We start from the raw sequence: 18,124 nt of genomic DNA on the forward strand, positions 1-18,124 counted from the left end.
TAATTCCGGAATTTAAAAAATGTAATTTGTAGTAGTTCCTACACACAGGAAACGTCGTTTTACTATTTTAACGTGAATTCGGTCTAAGGAGAGATTAAAAGTTGTAAATTGTCTTTAGATCTCAAATTCAAAGACGGTTTTTTTGGAAAGAATGAAAATGCAACTAAACCACTTAAAAGATTAACAGCCCAATTGCAAAAACTCCGATGTCTAGTATGTTGAATTTGGCAGATATTTTTAAGTTCATCGTTAACCGATTCAATGATAGCTCTTTTTCTTAGAAGAATTTTATCAACCAAGGGCATTAATTTATTTTTCATATTCTTTTTAAGTTTTGTAATGAGTTGAATTCCCTTTTCATAAAGACTTTCAAATAGAGATTGACTGATGTATCCTCTATCTCCGAAAAGTTTATCGTAAATCTTTTTAACAAGTGGGAAAATCACTTTCGAGTTTCTGTCGTCGACGTTTCCAGGAGTGACCATAAATGATAATATTTCACCTTGATCATTTACGATTAAATGTAATTTAAAGCCGTAAAACCAGCCTGTGCTTGATTTCCCTCGTTGTGCAATGTTTTTAAATACTTTATGAGAATGGATTCTTCTGTTGTCGCATACTTTGAGAATTGTAGAATCAATGAACGATATTCCGGAACATTTTCCCATACAAGTGTTGGATAGAAAGGAAGCTATAACAGCTAACACGTTAGGCATCAGTTCAACGAAACGATTGTAACTTACCGCTTTTGGGAATTCGGATTTCAGATTCTTTTTTATTTCTATCAAATAAAAATTTTTAAATTCTCTATAATGAGAAAGATGAAAATAAACTACGATTGTTGCTACCTCACTCAGGCTGAGCTGAAATTTACGATTTCTTTTTCCTGCCACGGGACTCAATATTTTCCCGTTCCAATTTATTTTTTGTTGTGTACAATAATCGTCTATTGCACAAAATATTGATGTCAGATCCATATTGAACTCCTTTTTGCTGAAAGTTTGGTTCAATATGGATCTGGCGCTTTTGAGTACAAGATCTTTCTCTTTTTTCCCACCTTACGCCGAACTCACGTTATTTTAACGTGAATTCGGTGTAAGAAATCTTGGTCAATTTTTTCGTAAAAAAATAGATGTGGGAACTCTCACAAATCGTGAATTTGCAGTTAAACTTTGAAAATTGTGGAACTACTATAAAAAGAATCATTATCTAATCTGATTTTTGCACAAAACCACTGTTTTACGACCATCATCAAAATTTAAATCTGAGAGTTCGGCGCGAGTAAAAATTTTCTAAAAATATAAGTTCCCACATCATTTTACAGACAAACCTAAGTTTGTGGTAGTTCCCCAATTGTTTTACAAGAGAACTTTTTGATAAACACAGTAGCTCCTACAAATTATGTCTTTTTAGGGGTTGTATCTTTTTATAACGGCTTTCATCGTTATTTAAAATCTAGTAGTTCCCACGGAGACCGTCCCTTTACCATTTTAACGATTGAGTAGTAACATTTCTTATTATTTTAACTTGAGTAACGTTAAAGGGATCGATGCGGGGAAGCTCAGCAGAACGTTCTCTCAAACTCAGCATCTCGCTTCTGGAAACTCAATACATCGCTCTCTATGGATCGCGTTCTAAATTAAAACTATAGGCGAAATAGTGTATTACGTTTCTTTTATGCAATTTATTGACTATAGCTGGCCTACTACAGAGGAGTCGTCCAGATTTTAAACGTTCGGGTAATAAGATAAAAATTTAATATACTCAATTTTATGAAAATCCATCAAACGTTAGATAGAATTTTTTTCTTCCAGTGGTGAGCGCTTTTTCTACCTTCTTCCATCGCTTCTTTACCGTGTCTGAGTTGGTTTGCGTCAATATAAGGGGTTAAAGTTTCTACTCTTAATATTTGCTTTTTATAATGTTTAGCAAGAAGTTCTTTCAATTCTCTGGTTTCATTTTCTATAATCTGTACCGAAGAATGGAAGGCGCGGATCATAGCTTTTTCCGAATGATCTTTTTTAGTACGAACGCTGTGAATCACGATTTTACGAATAGATTTGTCTAAAATTAATTCTTTGATCGGTTCTTGATCGGCAACTCCTCCGTCTATAAATTCTTCTTCTCCTAACTTTTGAATTTCAAAAAGAAAAGGAAACGTCATCGAAGCAAGAATCTGATCAACCAAATCACCTTTAGTTTTGAGTTCTCGAATTTGTTTTGTAATGTTTGAAACAGAGATCCCCATCGGAATGGAAAGTTCTTCGATCTTCTTGTTACCTAAATGAGGTTTGAGTAATTCCTTAACCTTTTTACCCGAAAGAATACCCGAATAATTTTTAAGTCCTTTTCGAATCGGTTTTACAAAGTTCGTAACCAGATTTCCTTCCCAAAAATCTTTCTTTTTCAAATTCAGAATTAAATTAGTCATGGTATCGATAGGAATTCCCGCAGCGACAAGGGAGCCAATTAACGCACCGGAACTACAACCGGTGATTTTAGAAGGACAAAAGCCGATTTCGGAAAGCCCTTTGGCAAAACCCGCATGCGCGTAAAAACCAAAAAAGGCCGAGTTAAATGTAAGAGCCGTAAATTTTTGTTTAACGTGAAATTGCAAAATATAACCTTTTTTGAATGTATTTCAATCTGCGATTACTTCGCTTAAGATCCATGAAAAGTAATCCTTATTTCCTTCCAATAAGGGCAGACTTACCACACAAGGAACGGAATAACTATGTAAGGATTTGACCCTTAAGATCACTTCCGTCATCAACTCACTTTTCGATTTCAAAATGAGAATCGCTTCGTCTTCTTCTACCAATTTATCCTCCCAATGATAAATTGATTTCATTTTAGGGATAATGTTCGCACAGGCGGCCAGTCTTTCTTGTACGAGAGTCTTGCCGATTTTAAGTGCTTCCTTTTCGTTACTGGTTGTAACGTAAACAAGTCTCGCTTCCATTGGATTCTCCTTAACGTAAATAAATCGGAATTTCAGTTTTAAATTTCGTCCTAAATCCGTATTTTTTAGAAAGTTTTTTACACTTTCTTTATGTTTTAAAGAAATCTTACGAAATTAAAACTATGGGGAAATTTTCTAATCAACCTTCAAAATCCAATACTATAAACGGACATTTACTGAAAATCGTGTTATACGTTTTTATCATTTCTACATCTACGTCTATTTTTTCGGAAGAGTCTGACAAGGTTCTTTTTCGCTGGAAGTTAAATCCGGGCGAGAATGTAGAGTTAAATGAATATCATAGAGTCCAGTTGGTAAGTCGAGGCACAAAGATTAAAAGAGAGGATAAAAATCGAATCCTACTACAAACCCTTTCCTGTGAAAATAAAGAATGTATGTTGGAAGGATTTTTTGATACTTACACTCGTTTCCCCGAAGTTGATCCTGCATTCCGCAAAGATAAAACATTTAAGAGCAGATTTCAAATAACGGATTTAGGTCAATATAAAGTACCACAGGAATATAGTATGCCTAACCTTCGATCTCTTCCTAGTTTTTCCGAAAAACCGGTTTCGATTGGAGAAGAATGGACACAACCCGCTACGGAAAGTTTTCAATTTCCCGGTGGAAGGGTAATGATTACGGTTTTTGCGAAATATAAATATCACGGAATAGATGAATGGGAATATCAAAAATTATCCGGTAAAGGGGATCGTATCGAATACAATTATAATCTATATTATGATTCTCAAATGAACCGAACCGGAGTTCCTTTTAAAATCTACGGATTTGCGCGTGGGATGGTATTTTTTGATCGTGAACTGGGAATCCCGCAATACAAAAGGGTTCAGTTGTCGTACACTTTTATCTATGAAAACGGAATGGCACAGGAGATGTCGTTCGACATTCACGGAGTATATAATAAAAATGTAAAACTTACGGATGAGGACAAAGATAAATTTGCAGAAGAAATTCGTAAAATTTTAGGAGGAGAACTTCCAACAGGAATAGAACCAGGTTCCGACCCAAAAAAGAATTTAAAAAAATCGAAAAAAGAAACCATTTCATGGCCGGAAGAAGAAGATAATCGGACCGAACCTCCGGTAGAAATTAGAAGGACGGAAGAAGGGATCGCGATTTCTTTAAATTCAGTGTTGTTTGATCATAACAGTTCAGAACTTAAAGAAGAAGCAAAACTAGAATTAAAAAGAATTGCGTCTGTATTAAAAAAATACGTGGATAGGGAAATTAGAATCAGCGGACACACAGATAATTCCGGCGGAGAAGAATACAACCGAAAACTTTCCAGAGAAAGAGCGCTTTCCGTTTTAAAAGAACTTAGAGATGGACAAGGTTTGGAAGAAAAAAGAATGTCTTACGAAGGATATGGAAAATCAAAACCAATTGCAGATAACTCTACAATTCAAGGTAGACAAAAAAATCGCAGAGTAGACATTACTATCGTAATGGAATAAGTTAAAAAAATGGAATATTATTAGAAAAAAATTATTCCATAAAATATATTGTCGCATTAAAAAAATCGACTAACGTTAAGTAACATATTTTTTTAAAACTGATTTTCAAACTGAAATTGTAGATTTTCATTTTAGTCAGAAAGTCGTTTATTAATTCTTGCAAAATCAAAATCTTCTGTTATCTTGTTTAGGGTTTTTTGACGGCCAGAATGATAAATGACGTTATAAAATTTGATTGGAAATTATTTTACAATCAGTTTGTTTGGATTTTTATATTTTTTCTATCTACTCCGGTTTTTGCATTTCCGATTGATCTCACAAAAGATTGGAAATTAATTTCCGGAAAAAATCTAAACGTTTCTATTGAAGACGCTTCCTGGAAAAAAATAAAATCTCTTCCGATTCCCGAGGATTTCATCTCTTTTTCTGAAGATATATATACTTTAACATTATTGAAAACTTTTGAAGTGTCCGCAAATGACTTTCAAAAACTCACCTTAGATGGGCTTTCGATCCACTTTCCTTTATTGACAAATGTCTATGAAGTTTATTTCAACGGAGAAAAAATCGGAAGTGGCGGAGTTGTTTTAAACGGAAAAATCGTAAAAAACGGATTTAAAAGACACGTGATCCTTGCGATTCCAGAGGACAAAGTTCAAATTGGAAAGAATGAAATCAGATTGATTTTATCATCTAACGTCGGAGAAGAATTGAATGTATATGCCAGTTTTGATTCCGCACCTCTTGTAGTAGACTTACAGTCCAGGAATGTTTTGATATTATCGGAACGTCCTAGATGGATACTTGCGTTCTTATATCTATTTGTTGGATTTTATCACTTCTTATTGTATTTCAAACGTCCCCAAGAAAAATATAATTTGTTCTTTGGACTTTTTTCCACGTTTTTTTCCTTTTATATCTATCTTAGAAGCAACGCAGTCTATGAACTTGATTTAGATCCACTTCTTCAAATGAAGTTGGAATACATGGTGATTTTTAACATAACTTCACTTTTTCTTTTGTTTTTGAATACGTTTTTCCAGTATAGATTAAGTTTTATTTCTAAATTATATCAAATTTTTACACTTGTGCTTACTCTGCTGATTCCTTTTTCGAACAGGTCTGATTGCTTATTTCTATTGAAAATCTGGCAGTTTTCTATATTTATATTTATAATATATTCTTTTTTTATAATATATGAATCTTTGAAACTAAAAAATCCGGATGCCATTCGTATGATTTTCGGTTTTTTAGTTTTGATGATTTCGGGTCTCTTGGATCTGATCGGCTCCATGGGGTTGATTAGTAATTTAGAAAATTATGGAATTTTAAAATATGGTTTTTTTGTGTTTGAAGTTGGAATGGTCTTTATATTGGCAAACCGGTTTTTGAGGGTTCACAAAGAGGCTGAAGAATTAAACTTAGACTTGGATCAAAAAGTAAAAGAAAGAACGAAACAATTGGAAAATACGTTAGATCAAATTCGAGAACTTAAAATTCAACAAGACGGAGATTATTTTTTAACCTCTTTAATTTTGGACCCTTTAAATCAAAATCATGTAGAAAATGATTTTATAATTTTGGAAGGGTTTAGTAGACAGAAAAAAAGATTTCAGTTCAAGCAGTGGAAAAAAGAAATCGGCGGAGACATCATTATCGCAGATGAGATTTATTTAAAGGATAGAAAATATCTCGTTTTTGTAAACGGGGATGCGATGGGAAAATCCATTCAAGGAGCGAGCGGAGCTTTAGTTTTAGGCGTTGTATTTCGTTCTTTTATAGCTAGAACAAAAACCGTTTTTTCTTATCACTCAAAACCGCCTGAGTTATGGCTTAAGGAATGTTTTTTAGAACTTCAAAATATTTTTGAATCCTTTGACGGTTCTATGTTGGTATCCGTCGTTTTGGGTTTAGTGGATTTAGAATCCGGGATTTTGTTCTTTTTGAACGCGGAACATCCTCCTACGGTTCTTTATAGAAATGGAGTTGCAACTTTTATAGAAAGTAAATTAGAACTTCGTAAAATAGGAATTACTGGTTTAGAAAGTAAGATGAAGGTAAAAACTTTTTTTCTAGAAAAAGGAGATACTATCATCGTAGGTTCTGATGGAAGAGATGACATATTCCTTGGAGTAGATCAAGACGAAATACCGTTGATCAACGAAGACGAATGCCAATTTTTAAGAAGGGTAGAGGAGTCGGGAGGAGATCTAGAATTGTTAGTCCAAGGTCTTGAAAATTATGGAGAATTGACGGATGATTTAAGCATAGTTAAGCTGACTTATATTAAAGAACCAGTTCGTTTAGGTTCCGTTGCAAATTTGTCATCCTTTCAATTTCCGGACGAAACTTATTTAAAATATATACAAGATGAAAATTGGGAACGTGCAATTTACCATCTAGAAAATATCAAAAGCAAAATATCTCAAGAGTTTCTACCCCCAGTTTTTAAAAAAGAACTAGCTAAAGTATATTATAAAATTGGAATGTATGAAGAAGCGCTTTTTTTATTTGAAGAGCTGATTTCGGAATTTCCGGAGGACGTTGAAATTATATTTAACGCTTCTTTGATTTACAAAAAAATCAAACGGTATCATCAGTCGATCGAATTAGGAGAACGGATTCTATTAAGGGAACCCGATTTTTTAAATAACATTGTAAATCTTGCAGAATCTTATATTTTGATCTACGAAAAGGAAAAGGTCTTTGGTTTGTTAGAAAAAATTGAATGTTTGGATCCGGATCATTTGTACTCTCAAAAAATTCGATCACAATTAGAACAGTTAGTTTCTGATTATCAAAACGGTTAAAATTTGTGATCAGCTATTAATTTCCCTAAGTCAATTGCATTGCTATGATGTTCAATTGAATTTGTGGTGATCATTACAAGAACGCCATTTTCCATTAATTCCTGAAATGAATTATCGGCAAAAATTCCGTGTACACAGATACAAACGGGAGGTGACATTTGCATCTTCTTTAAATGAAGAATCGTTTGAATCAGAGTTTTTCCCGTAGAAATAATATCATCGATCAGTACGGGAGTGTGGTTTAAATATTTTTCTATTTTAGGCATGCTAATATTTACCTCTCGATCTCCTTTTCTATTTTTTTCAAGTACCGTGAAAGGAAAATCGTAAATATCCGCCACTTCCCGAACCCATTGATCGCTTTCGCTGTCGGGGCCAATTAGTATGGGATTACTTACGTTATTTTGAATATACTCTGCAAAAAGTTTTGTAGAATGTAAAACTTTAGAAGGGACGTTAAAAATTTCCTCTAAATTATGGATTCTATGAAGGTGCGGATCGATTGTCAAAATTGAATCTATATAACGGGAAATTAGCGTCGCGAAAATTTTTGCATTTATCCCTTCTCCCGAACGGAAAATTTTATCTTGTCTCATATAACAAAGATAAGGTGCTATAAGGTGAATTTTTATTGCTCCTAAAGATCTAGCGGTTTCGCAGAAGAAAATCAATGTAACGATTTTAGAATCTGGGTGATCTAGTGAACAAAGTATATAAACTTCTGATCCGCTCAGATCTTCTAAGATTCTGAGTTTAGATTCACCGTCTGGGAATCTTCCAAATTCGGCATTGCCGATTCGAATTCCCGAAAATTGCGAAATCGATTTTGCCAGAGACGGATTTTCAGGAAAGTGGAATAAAATTTTGTTCATGATTGATCTTTAAGAAATTACAATGATATTTTCTTGTGAATTCATATATTCAAAAGCATATTCCAATTCTCCTTCGGAATCAGAATGAACCGTGTAGAGAATATCTCCTTTTTCGATTTTTTTTCCAATAGGAGAAAGAAAGTCGACTCCCGCAGAAGCACTGTTAGGTGCTCCAGCTAATCTAGCTACTTTGGCAATTTTTCGATTGTCTATTTCGAGAACCACTCCTGAAATTTTAGAAACTATATCACGACGAAATTTAGAAGTAGGGGGAATCTTAAAATCGCCTTGAGCTTTACAAATACTTTCGAATTTTTTAAATGCTTTACCAGATTCTAAAATATCAAGAGCCGCTTGAAGCCCGTCTCCGTTTTTATATCGATGTGGTTGTGCAAATTCCAACATTGCACCTGCAATTGATAATGCCCTTTTTTTTAGATCTTGAGGGGCCAAAGGATCATTATTCAAAACTTCAATACAATCTTTGATTTCCAAAGAAGGGCCAATTCCTCTTCCTACTGGTTGGGAGCCGTCGGAGATTATAACTTTAATTTTTAAACCGATTGATTTTCCTACCACGGTAAAATAATATTTCAGTTTTTCTGCATCTTCTTCAGAACGAATTTTTGCGGTTTTGCCGACTGGAATATCAATAACTACGTGTGAAGAACCGGCAGCAGCTTTTTTGGATAATACGGAAGCGATCATTTGTCCCACACTGTCTACTTCTAAGGCCCTTTCTACTCGAATTAAAATATCGTCAACCGGACTGAGCCCGATCGATCCTCCCCAAACGATACAACCTCCTTCTTGTTCTACAACGGATTTCATTTCTGATACGTTTAAATTTACTTTGGTAATAGATTCTAGAGTGTCAGCTGTTCCTGCCGGAGAAGTGATGGCCCTGGAGGAAGTTTTAGGAAAGGTAAGACCCATAGCTGTGATGATAGAAACTACGATTGGTGTGGTTCTGTTACCCGGAAGACCACCTACGCAGTGTTTATCGACTACAGGATGATTCTTCCATTTTAAAACTAATCCGGTTCCGATCATAGCTTTGGTAAGAGATTTTATCTCTTCTAAATTAAGGTGATCGCCTGAACACGCAGTTATAAAAGACGCAATTTCAATATTAGAATATTTTTCATCTTTAATGTCTTGGATGATTCTTCGAAAGGAATCTTCATTGAGGCGATTTTCATAGATTTTGGCTCTGACGTCGTGCATAGACAAGACCGGCTGGAGATGGGAAAGTATAACTTTATCACCTTCTTTTGCATGGATTGCTTTCCAAGCGCTTTCAGATAGGCCTACTTGACCAATCTGAAGAATTTCAGTTTCTATAATATTTAGAGAAGCGATGATTTTTTTGCTGCCTACTTTGACCTCAATTCGATTGAGCGCAACGAATCCTTCCGATGTACAAACAGGACAATCCCTACGTAAAAAAACGACATATTCCTGATTGGTATCAATACCTAGATTTTTAAGAGTAAGGGGCTCGTTTTTTTCTGACATTGTATTGCTTAAATATGAAGTTCTACTATATCAAATAGTTTAGGAATTTCGCATGTAAATTTAAGGGCGCTGAGCCTGACTCGGAGGGTGTCCGATGAACCCTTTTCGCCGTGAACGATAAAAACCTTTTCTGGTTTTCTTTTTAATTCACCTAACCAGTGTAGTATTTCATTCTGATCTGCGTGAGAAGATAATCCTTCTAAGAAACAGACTCTTGCTTTGACTTTATAGAATTTTCCATAAATCTTGATTTCGTGATTCCCGTCTTGAATCTGTCTCCCTCTTGTGCCGATTGCTTGAAAACCGCATAACAAAATTGTTGTATTCAAATCTTCTAAATAATGTTGAAGATATGTAAGCACTCTGCCACCGGTAGCCATACCACTGCCTGCAATAATAATTTTAGGAGAGCGATTCTCGGCAATTTTGTATGTATCTTTTACTGATTCGGTTTTTTGAAAATAATCCCAGATTTGAGAACATTCCTGCGAAGAAAGTTTGTGCCATTTTGTATGAGTTTGAAAAACTTCAAAGACGTTTCGTCCTATAGGGCTATCTAAAATCATAGGAATGTTGGGAATTTTAGAAGTGGATTTTAATTTCCAAAGAAGATACATAAGACTTTGAGCCCTTTCTACCGCGAAACTGGGAAGAATAACAGTACCTTCTTTTGTTAAAGTTTCGTTTAACACTTCGAGAAGTTTAGTTTCAGAATTTGCCGGATGAATTCTGTCCCCGTAGGTGCTTTCTATAAAAAGATAATCTGCGTTTTCGGGGCGATTGGGAGGATGCAGAAGAATGTCTTCGGGACGACCAATGTCTCCCGAAAATACGAATAATTTTCCAAATACTTCTAATTCTATATAAGTTGCTCCTAATATATGTCCGTTGTACTGAAAACGAACTCGAATTCCATCTGAAAGATCTCTCCAACGATTCAACTCGATGGAATGAAAATAAGGAAGAGAATCCGTTGCTTCTTTAAGATTATATAATGGAACTGCCGGTTTATGTTTAGAATAACCTTCTCGATTGGCTCGATCTGCTTCTTCTTCCTGAATTTTACCGGAATCTTTGAGAATAATTTCAGTAATTTCTAAAGTAGGAGAGCTCGCCAAAATTTTACCGCGAAATCCTTGCTTGACCAACCTAGGAATATAACCCACATGATCCAGATGACCATGTGTCAAAAGGATAACATCGATTTCGGAAGGTAGTATAGGAAGTTGAGACCAATTTAAAAGCCTAAGTTCTTTGATACCTTGAAATAAACCACAATCCACAAGAATTTTATAAGATCCCGTATCAATTAGATATTTGGATCCTGTTACAGTTCCCGAGGCACCTAGAAAATGGACTTGAATTTTCATATCTTAAAGAGTGTATTGAGGGTCAAAAAAGAAAATCATATTTTTCCCGACTAACAAACAATAGTTGTAGAATTAAATCTTAAATTCCAATAAGATGTGTAACAGATGAATCTTTCTATTGCAATTTTAGGTTCCGGAAGTATTGGAACATACATTGGTTGTAAACTTTTGGCGACTGGAAATACGGTCACATTCTATGGCCGAGCAAGGATTCAGAACGAATTGAAAACTTTCGGTGCGAAAATTACTGATTATACAAATCAAGAAATTATTCTTCCTCCTAACACAATTTCTTTTACTACTTCTTTTACTGATATTTCGGATGCAGATGTTTTTTTAGTTACTGTAAAATCCAAAGACACAAAAGATCTTGCCAGAGAACTCAATGGAATTCTTGAAAAAAGACAAAACAAATCTCAAACCGTTCCGATTGTAGTCAGTTTCCAAAACGGAGTTCGAAATGCGGAAATTTTAAAAAAAGAACTGAGAGATCTTCCCGTTGAAGTCCTTGCCGGGATGGTTCCTTTTAATGTAGTATCTAAAGGTAACGGTCATTTTCATAGAGGTACAAGTGGGAATTTAGTAATCGAAGATTCTAAATGTTCACAGACGTTGGTCCAGATTTTCAAACGGGCCGGGCTTTCTATCAACACACATAAAAACATCTTTGGAATTCTTTGGGGAAAATTGATCTTTAATTTGAACAATTCCTTAAACGCCCTTTCTGGACTTACATTAAAAGTGGAAATATCAAAACGAGGTTATCGAAAAATTCTTTCCAAACTTATGAAAGAATCTCTTGAAATTTTGAGACTTGCGGAAATTAGACCGATTCGTTCCGGAAATATGATTCCTAGTTTAGCTCCTATTATCTTGGATCTTCCGGATTTTCTATTTTTTAGAATTGCATCCGGAATGGTTAAGATTGATCCTCAAGCCAGATCATCTATGTGGGAGGATTTGATCAAAAAGAGACCGACTGAAATCGATTCTCTCAACGGGGAAATTATTAAACTTGCGGACGTGATGGGTCATCCCGCTCCTTTCAACAGGGAAATTGTACGATTGATCAAAGAAGCGGAGTTAAATCCTCAAATTTTAAATCTAAGCCCGGAAGAACTTGCCGAAAAATTAAAGATGAATTTAAATTAACTGAAATTCTATATAAGAGATTCATTTTATAAAAACTTGATTTCCCATAAAAATAAACGTGGAAACCCTCACACATTACGATAAAACTTTGAAATGTGGAAATTGCCCGATTCAAATTACAAAAAATGAATGTAGAAATTTATAATGCGATTTAATCTGTGGGAACTCTCACGAATTGCGATTTAAGAACAAATTATAAAATAGAGTTTTTTAAAAATTTCATAGCTCAGCTTAACGAAATTGCTTTAATCGACCGTTTCTATGAAACAGAAATGAATGGAGAATTAATTTTTCAACAACTCTAATGTAGGGACTCATACTTTTAGAAAATTCTTTCTCAAGTTCTTGAGTCGAAGTTAAGTTATTTTTTTAGATGACTTGTCTATTCCATATGTAAAATTATATTATGTTTCTGCTTTTTGGTATAAATTCTTTAAAGATTTTTAATTCTTTCTTTTATATAAATTTGTAATGTGTTTAGGTATTCTTTATGAAGAGGAAATATTTCGATCGCCTTTTTGATTTCTGATTCCGCTTTGGTGATGTCTTTTCTTTTTTCAAAGTAGAATTTAGATAATAAAAAGTGAGATTCCGATTGGAATGCTTTAGAACGAAACGGTTTAGAAATACCTTTTTCTAAAGAAGAGATCGCGTCTTCCGAATTTCCTTCCATAATCATACACAAACTAAAACCGTAATAAGCGTCTCCTTTATCAGAAAGTGAAATTGCGTTTTGAAATTCTTCTAAACTTTCTTTTCTAAGATTTTGTCTGAGATAAAGTATTCCAATATTCTCATGAATGAGAGCTTCTGAGTCCGGCCCTTTTTCTTTTGCAAAAGAAAGAGCTTCTTTATAGATCAATTCGGCTTCTTTGTATTCTTTATTGGATTCGTATACGAGACCGAGCCCTCTTTTGCAATCTAAGGACTTAGGATCAAGTCTCAAACATTTTTTAAAATCGTTCATAGCGGCGTTTTGGTTTTTTTGTAAATAACGAATCCAACCTCGTACATAAAGTAATGCCGCGTTGTCACCTTTCAGTTTAAGATTTTCTTCCGCTTGTCGAAGTTCTTCTACAAGATTTTCTTTTTCGATGAGATCTCTAATTTCCAAAATGGAAATTGGCTCTTTTTTATTGCAGTTGGCGACTGATAAAACGAATAGGATCAAAGTTAAGATAAATTTAGATTGAAGTTGATTCATAAATTGTTTTGAATCTAACTCGGATTGTTTAGAACGCAATCCGGAAAAATGATTAGAATTGATTTTCCAAAACTTGTGCTTGCGATCAAATTTACTACTCGGACGTATAAAAATGAACTTAATTCAAAATGTGAGATCTCTTTCAAAAAACCAATAAATTGGAGTTAAATGCAAGTTTTGAAAAACGTCACATCTTTGATAAAGTAGACTTTGGAACTTTTAGTACGATTGTCATTCATCCGAAGTAGTAAGGAATGATTTTTTACTGATTCCTATAAATTAAATACCGCGAATTTTAATCGTAAAACCCTGTTTCAATACGAAATATTGGGAACTCTATTCTATAGTTTTGATGAATAGAGAAAGTTATTATTGTAGAGATAAGTTTACTAAAGTTGTTTTTTATGTTTTTAACAATTAAGAACTTATATTTGTAGTATCAACCTTTTGATATCTAAAATTTGCTTGTTGATTCTTAAAATATAGGAATTCCTAAATTATAAAAATGATAAGATGAAAGTTAATTTCTATGATTGAAACGTAATAATCATGAGTCATTCTTTCTAATTGAATTAATTTCACTAAAAAGTCTTAAATTAGTCTCATTTGATTTTAATTAGAAATAAATTTTATCTTTTTTAATGGTCTCGCCTCTTTTCTCGCAGGATTCTCTAAAAAAACAAATCCTACAGATTTTTTAAGTTTAATCTTGCGTCTGTTCCTATATGCAATTGACGGCATTGAACTGAATTTCAATTTTAATTTGGAACGGATTTGAGTTCGAGATGCAATTTTCAAAAATATTTTTTTTCTTAATCGGTCCGTTTGCATTGATCATACTTGTTATGATTTCTTCTCCGTGGCAAGCGGGGGATGGACTCAGAGCCTATCAAGGTAAAATTGATCTTAGAGGAATTCAAGATCCAGACACTAAACTCAACGGAGAATGGGAATTTAGTTGGCTTCAAGAATCCGAGAAAAATCATTCCGTAGAATTTATAGGGGTTCCCGGTTCTTGGACCAACGAATCTAAAAGCAATCAAGCCTATCCTAAATTCGGTTATGCGACTTACAGATTGAAAGTGTTTCTTCCAGAGATATGGAAAAAGAAAATTCTTTCCGTATCTTTAGGAGCGATCGCATCCGCGTATCGAATTAAAATCAACGGACAAATGATCGGTGAATGTGGCACTCCCGGCGTTGATGCCGACTCGGTAGTTTCTAGAATTGAACCGAGAGATTTTTTATTTTTTGCGGAGGAAGACGAAATCCAAATCGAAATTTTTGTTTCTAATTATACTTCCACGATGCCTGGAATTTTACTTCCGATTTCTATCGGAGCTTCCGATTACGCCAGTGTTTCGAAAGCGATTCCATTATTTTTTGACATATTCTCTTTTAGTAGTCTTCTGATTATGGGAATTTATCATATATTCCAATATCTTTATTTGAGAAGCAGCGTTTCTCCTCTTTATTTTGGAATGTATAGTTTGGTTATTTGTCTAAGGACTTCTTTAATAAATTCTAAAATACTAATGCTATTTTTTCCACAAATTCCTTGGGCCTGGGTTCATAAAATTAATCACTTGACCTTGTCCATAGGAGTTCCGTTTTTTCTTTTATTTTTTAGTTCTATATTTTCTCCTTATGTAAGTCGAAAGTTTATCAATGTGGGGGTTGTATTTTCAATTTTGTTTTCCATCGTGACTTTGTTTGGAGACATGAAGTTTAATAATCAGACAATTTCTATTTATCATTATTTTATTATCATAGTTATATGTTATTTATTTTATACGATTTTAAAAATCGATTTCGATAAGGAAAGAAATTACACTTATATTCTTTACGGTTCTGGAATTCTTTTTATCGCGGTGCTTGTGGATCTTTTTTATGCGAGAGTTTTAAAAACCGGAAGTATTCAAACTTCACATTACGCCCTCGTGTTTTTTGTTTTTCTACAATCCCTTTTGCTCGCTTCCGAAAGATCCAGAAAGTTTGCAGAAACTAGAGAATTGGCTTTAAATCTTAGAACTTCCAACTTAGAACTTTTCGAAATGAAAGAACAGTTGGTTCAAAAAATTGAGGATAGAACCAAGGTTTTGAACGATAATATCGTTCAGATCAATCGGGAATTAGAGATCGCGCAGAACGTTCAAAGAAAAATCCTAACTCCTTTGGATCGAAATATTCCGGGAATACGATTTTATTACGAATATAAACCTCTTGAAAAGGTAGGGGGCGACTTTTTGGATATTTCCGAAATTTCTCCCGGAAAAACGAGAGTATTGATCGCAGATGCCGTGGGTCACGGAGTACAGGCTTCTTTGATGACCATGGCTTTAAAAACGGAATATGAAGAATTAAAAAATTTGGAGAACCCAGCTCAGATTCTCAAGGAATTGAATTTTAGGTTTTTAAAGAAATTCGATTCTTTGGAAAGTATATTTCCTTGTATGATCGGGGATATTGATACGGAAAAAGAAGAGTTTACTTATGCATCCGCAGGACATCCGGATCAAATTTTACAGTTACCCGGAGAATTTCCTTCCTTACTTCAAAAGACCGGACCTATTTTAGGTTTGTTTGAATCTCTTGAGGTAGTTTCCAAAACGATTATATTCCCAGAGGGTTCTAGGATTTTATTATTTTCAGATGGTCTGATCGAAAATCGTATGAAAGATTCCTTAAATACAAAACAGCATAATATGGAACTGATTACAAAAACGCTTCATGAAGGAAGAGAAAGCGAGTTAAAGATTTTAATCCAAGAAATTATTAAAATAGAGGAATTAACAAGAGGAGAAAACCCACGTTACGACGATATTACCGTCATAGCCGTGGAATTTTATTCAACTAAAAAGATTTAGAACCTGTTCTTTTCTAAGATTGGGTTTTAGCCGATCACTACCATTTCACCGGAACATTTGACTTCTCCGGATTCGTCGGAAGCTTCTAACACAACCGTAATCAATTTTTCTCCGTTTTCTTCTTTTTTACGTTTTATTTTTCCGGTGCATGTAAGTTTTTGACCTGGTTTGGTCATGTTCTTAAACGTAACTCCAAATTCTTTGATTTGTTTTTGATCCGCCCAAGAAGTACAAAGTCTTCCGAGCTGGGCCATTACATACATACCGTGCGCGATCGTTCCATCTAATCCGGTTTTGCGAGCGAAGTCCGGGTCGTTATGAATCGGGTTAAAATCTCCGGAAGCTCCCGCATAACGCACTAGATTTGCGTGAGTAATTACTTCTGTTTTTAAAGGAGGAAGCTCTTGTCCTACTTCCATTTTATCATATTCAATTTTACTCATATTATGCCTCCGGTTTTCTAATAAAGATAGACATTTCCTGTTCTACGATCGTTTCACCTTTTGAGTTTTTGATGGTAGTTTTAAAAGTCATCGTATCCATTTTGCCCACCGTGACGTTGATACATTCTCCCTGGGAAGAAACTTTTCCGGGATAGATCGGTTTTAGATAGGTGTATTTTTCCTTTAAATGTAGAATTCTGGAAGTGTCTACTCCCATGTTTTCCATATCCTGCCAAATTTTAGGATAACCCCAAAATTGAATTACGGTTGGATACGTCGGGGGAGCGGGTGTATCTTCGTAACCCGCTTTTTTAGCCGCTTCTACATCAAAATAAATCGGATTGGTTTCTCCGATTGCCTGACAGAACTCTCGGATCTTTCCTCTTTCTACGTCAAATTCGTAGTGATCCAGTTTGGTTCCGATCAGGTCTTTGGATATTCCTTTTGCTGACATATAAAGTTCCTGAGGTTTGTTTTTAAAAAGGGCCTTTGACCGGATTCAATCCTACCAAAATGGAAGAATCCGGTCGATGATTTTTTTAGAGAAAAACAGAACAAACGTTCTGTCTGTTAATTTGAGTGGGATTCAAACCATTTTTTTAAATCGGTTAAAACCTTGGTTCTGTCTTCTAGACGTTCGTTCATCGTTTCGTGATAAAGTCCTTCGTAAATTTTTATGGACTTATCCGAAGAACCTACTACTTCGAAGAAACTTTCGCTTCCTGTATAGTCTGCGATTTGGTCTTCTTTTCCGTGAAAGATATAAACTGGAATTTTGATTTTTCCTGCATTGGATAAAATCGGTTCCTCACTGTTCAAAAGCATATTTCCTAAATAAGCGGAAGCCATTCCATGAACGAGCGGGTCTTTTCTATATGCTTCTACTACCGATTTATCATGACTTAAGAAGTGAATATTGAGTCCTGTAGGAAGGGTCAGATTGGGTAAAAGATCGGACATCAAGGGAGCGATTCCTTTTTTGACCTTCATGACTAAATCCGTTTTTACTCGGATCGGAAGTGCGGAGATGATGAGAGAGTTTAGATTTCCTTGATTCGTACTTTCTTCTGCGTAGAACGTGGAAATTGCGGCCCCCATCGAATGACCGAGCAGTGTTACCTTTGATATGTTTTCTTTTTCTTTTGCGATTGAAATCAGTTTATCTAAATCGAAAAGAAAATCTGAAAATGAATTGATCGCGCCTCTTTTTCCTTCAGAGCGTCCGTGTCCTTGAGAATCGATTAGGTACAACGCTGTTCCAGTTCCGGAAAGCGCTTCCACTAAAAATTCATAACGACCGCTGTGTTCTCCGATTCCGTGTTGTACTACGATAACTCGGTTTCCTTTCCTGCCTTCTTTGGGTTGGTAGGTTCGATAGAAAATTTTAGATCCTCCGCTTCCCGCAAAGGTATCGTCTTTTAAATTGTAAGAATTCATCCATGACATAGCGA

General features: G+C 34.8%; 15 protein-coding genes. 4 read left to right on the forward strand and 11 right to left on the reverse strand.

All coding sequences use genetic code 11. The features are described from left to right. Positions 1-83 precede the first annotated feature (83 nt). The 3 genes from LEP1GSC059_RS15020 to cutA all read right to left on the reverse strand — a co-directional run bounded on the left by LEP1GSC059_RS15020 (position 84) and on the right by cutA (position 2,962). Positions 84-977: an IS982 family transposase gene (locus LEP1GSC059_RS15020; RefSeq protein ID WP_017213826.1), complete on the reverse strand. Its 894-nt coding sequence runs from the start codon at positions 975-977 to the stop codon at positions 84-86. A gap of 806 nt (positions 978-1,783) precedes the next feature. Beyond that, positions 1,784-2,617 (reverse strand): patatin-like phospholipase family protein, encoded by an 834-nt coding sequence (locus LEP1GSC059_RS15025; RefSeq protein ID WP_020981033.1) that lies wholly within the window; start codon positions 2,615-2,617, stop codon positions 1,784-1,786. 24 nt (positions 2,618-2,641) lie between these two features. Further along, complete coding sequence (cutA, locus tag LEP1GSC059_RS15030) at positions 2,642-2,962, reverse strand: divalent-cation tolerance protein CutA (protein WP_002155196.1); 321 nt, start codon at positions 2,960-2,962, stop codon at positions 2,642-2,644. 122 nt (positions 2,963-3,084) lie between these two features. Between cutA and LEP1GSC059_RS15035 the strand changes: the two genes are divergently transcribed. Then, positions 3,085-4,437, forward strand: coding sequence for an OmpA family protein (locus tag LEP1GSC059_RS15035; RefSeq protein WP_017214025.1), 1,353 nt, complete (start codon positions 3,085-3,087; stop codon positions 4,435-4,437). A 197-nt stretch (positions 4,438-4,634) separates the two neighbouring features. Then, positions 4,635-7,247, forward strand: a complete 2,613-nt coding sequence (locus LEP1GSC059_RS15040) for a SpoIIE family protein phosphatase (protein WP_201028170.1) — start codon at positions 4,635-4,637, stop codon at positions 7,245-7,247. On the opposite strand, the gene LEP1GSC059_RS15045 is transcribed toward LEP1GSC059_RS15040, so the two are convergent. Genes LEP1GSC059_RS15045 through LEP1GSC059_RS15055 form a run of 3 tightly spaced genes read right to left on the reverse strand, consistent with a single transcriptional unit; the run spans position 7,244 to position 11,007 of the window. Continuing rightward, a complete protein-coding gene (locus LEP1GSC059_RS15045) occupies positions 7,244-8,119 on the reverse strand; it encodes a ribose-phosphate diphosphokinase (RefSeq protein ID WP_017214027.1) in 876 nt (291 codons plus the stop codon). The genes LEP1GSC059_RS15040 and LEP1GSC059_RS15045 overlap by 4 nt on opposite strands. A 9-nt stretch (positions 8,120-8,128) precedes the next feature. Continuing rightward, complete coding sequence (locus tag LEP1GSC059_RS15050) at positions 8,129-9,637, reverse strand: thymidine phosphorylase family protein (protein ID WP_017214028.1); 1,509 nt, start codon at positions 9,635-9,637, stop codon at positions 8,129-8,131. Between the two features lie 8 nt (positions 9,638-9,645). Then, on the reverse strand, positions 9,646-11,007 hold the full coding sequence (locus LEP1GSC059_RS15055; protein WP_017214029.1) for an MBL fold metallo-hydrolase RNA specificity domain-containing protein: 1,362 nt from the start codon (positions 11,005-11,007) through the stop codon (positions 9,646-9,648). A gap of 105 nt (positions 11,008-11,112) precedes the next feature. On the opposite strand from LEP1GSC059_RS15055, the gene LEP1GSC059_RS15060 reads away from it, so the two are divergent. Continuing rightward, entirely contained in the window at positions 11,113-12,159 is a 1,047-nt protein-coding gene (locus LEP1GSC059_RS15060) for a 2-dehydropantoate 2-reductase (protein ID WP_002180149.1), read from the forward strand. 433 nt (positions 12,160-12,592) lie between these two features. On the opposite strand, the gene LEP1GSC059_RS15065 is transcribed toward LEP1GSC059_RS15060, so the two are convergent. Together LEP1GSC059_RS15065 and LEP1GSC059_RS24360 are read right to left on the reverse strand one after the other, a co-directional pair. After that, a complete protein-coding gene (locus LEP1GSC059_RS15065) occupies positions 12,593-13,363 on the reverse strand; it encodes a tetratricopeptide repeat protein (protein WP_036057776.1) in 771 nt (256 codons plus the stop codon). Between the two features lie 612 nt (positions 13,364-13,975). Continuing rightward, the gene (locus LEP1GSC059_RS24360; protein ID WP_002180171.1) at positions 13,976-14,161 is read right to left on the reverse strand and encodes a hypothetical protein; all 186 of its coding nucleotides are present in this window, start codon (positions 14,159-14,161) and stop codon (positions 13,976-13,978) included. Between LEP1GSC059_RS24360 and LEP1GSC059_RS15075 the strand changes: the two genes are divergently transcribed. Continuing rightward, positions 14,149-16,230 (forward strand): SpoIIE family protein phosphatase, encoded by a 2,082-nt coding sequence (locus LEP1GSC059_RS15075; protein WP_020981006.1) that lies wholly within the window; start codon positions 14,149-14,151, stop codon positions 16,228-16,230. The two genes, LEP1GSC059_RS24360 and LEP1GSC059_RS15075, sit on opposite strands and share 13 nt — an antisense overlap. A gap of 26 nt (positions 16,231-16,256) precedes the next feature. Here the strand turns inward: LEP1GSC059_RS15075 and LEP1GSC059_RS15080 are convergent, their stop codons facing one another. From LEP1GSC059_RS15080 to LEP1GSC059_RS15090, 3 genes are all read right to left on the reverse strand, one after another. Continuing rightward, the gene (locus tag LEP1GSC059_RS15080) at positions 16,257-16,673 is read right to left on the reverse strand and encodes a MaoC family dehydratase (RefSeq protein ID WP_017214032.1); all 417 of its coding nucleotides are present in this window, start codon (positions 16,671-16,673) and stop codon (positions 16,257-16,259) included. Position 16,674: 1 nt separating this feature from the next. Next, on the reverse strand, positions 16,675-17,127 hold the full coding sequence (locus LEP1GSC059_RS15085) for an FAS1-like dehydratase domain-containing protein (protein WP_002180155.1): 453 nt from the start codon (positions 17,125-17,127) through the stop codon (positions 16,675-16,677). Between the two features lie 116 nt (positions 17,128-17,243). Then, a complete protein-coding gene (locus LEP1GSC059_RS15090; protein WP_036068308.1) occupies positions 17,244-18,119 on the reverse strand; it encodes an alpha/beta hydrolase in 876 nt (291 codons plus the stop codon). Between the last annotated feature and the right edge of the window lie 5 nt (positions 18,120-18,124).

It is taken from the genome of Leptospira noguchii serovar Panama str. CZ214 (genome assembly GCF_000306255.2).
GTDB lineage: Bacteria > Spirochaetota > Leptospiria > Leptospirales > Leptospiraceae > Leptospira > Leptospira noguchii.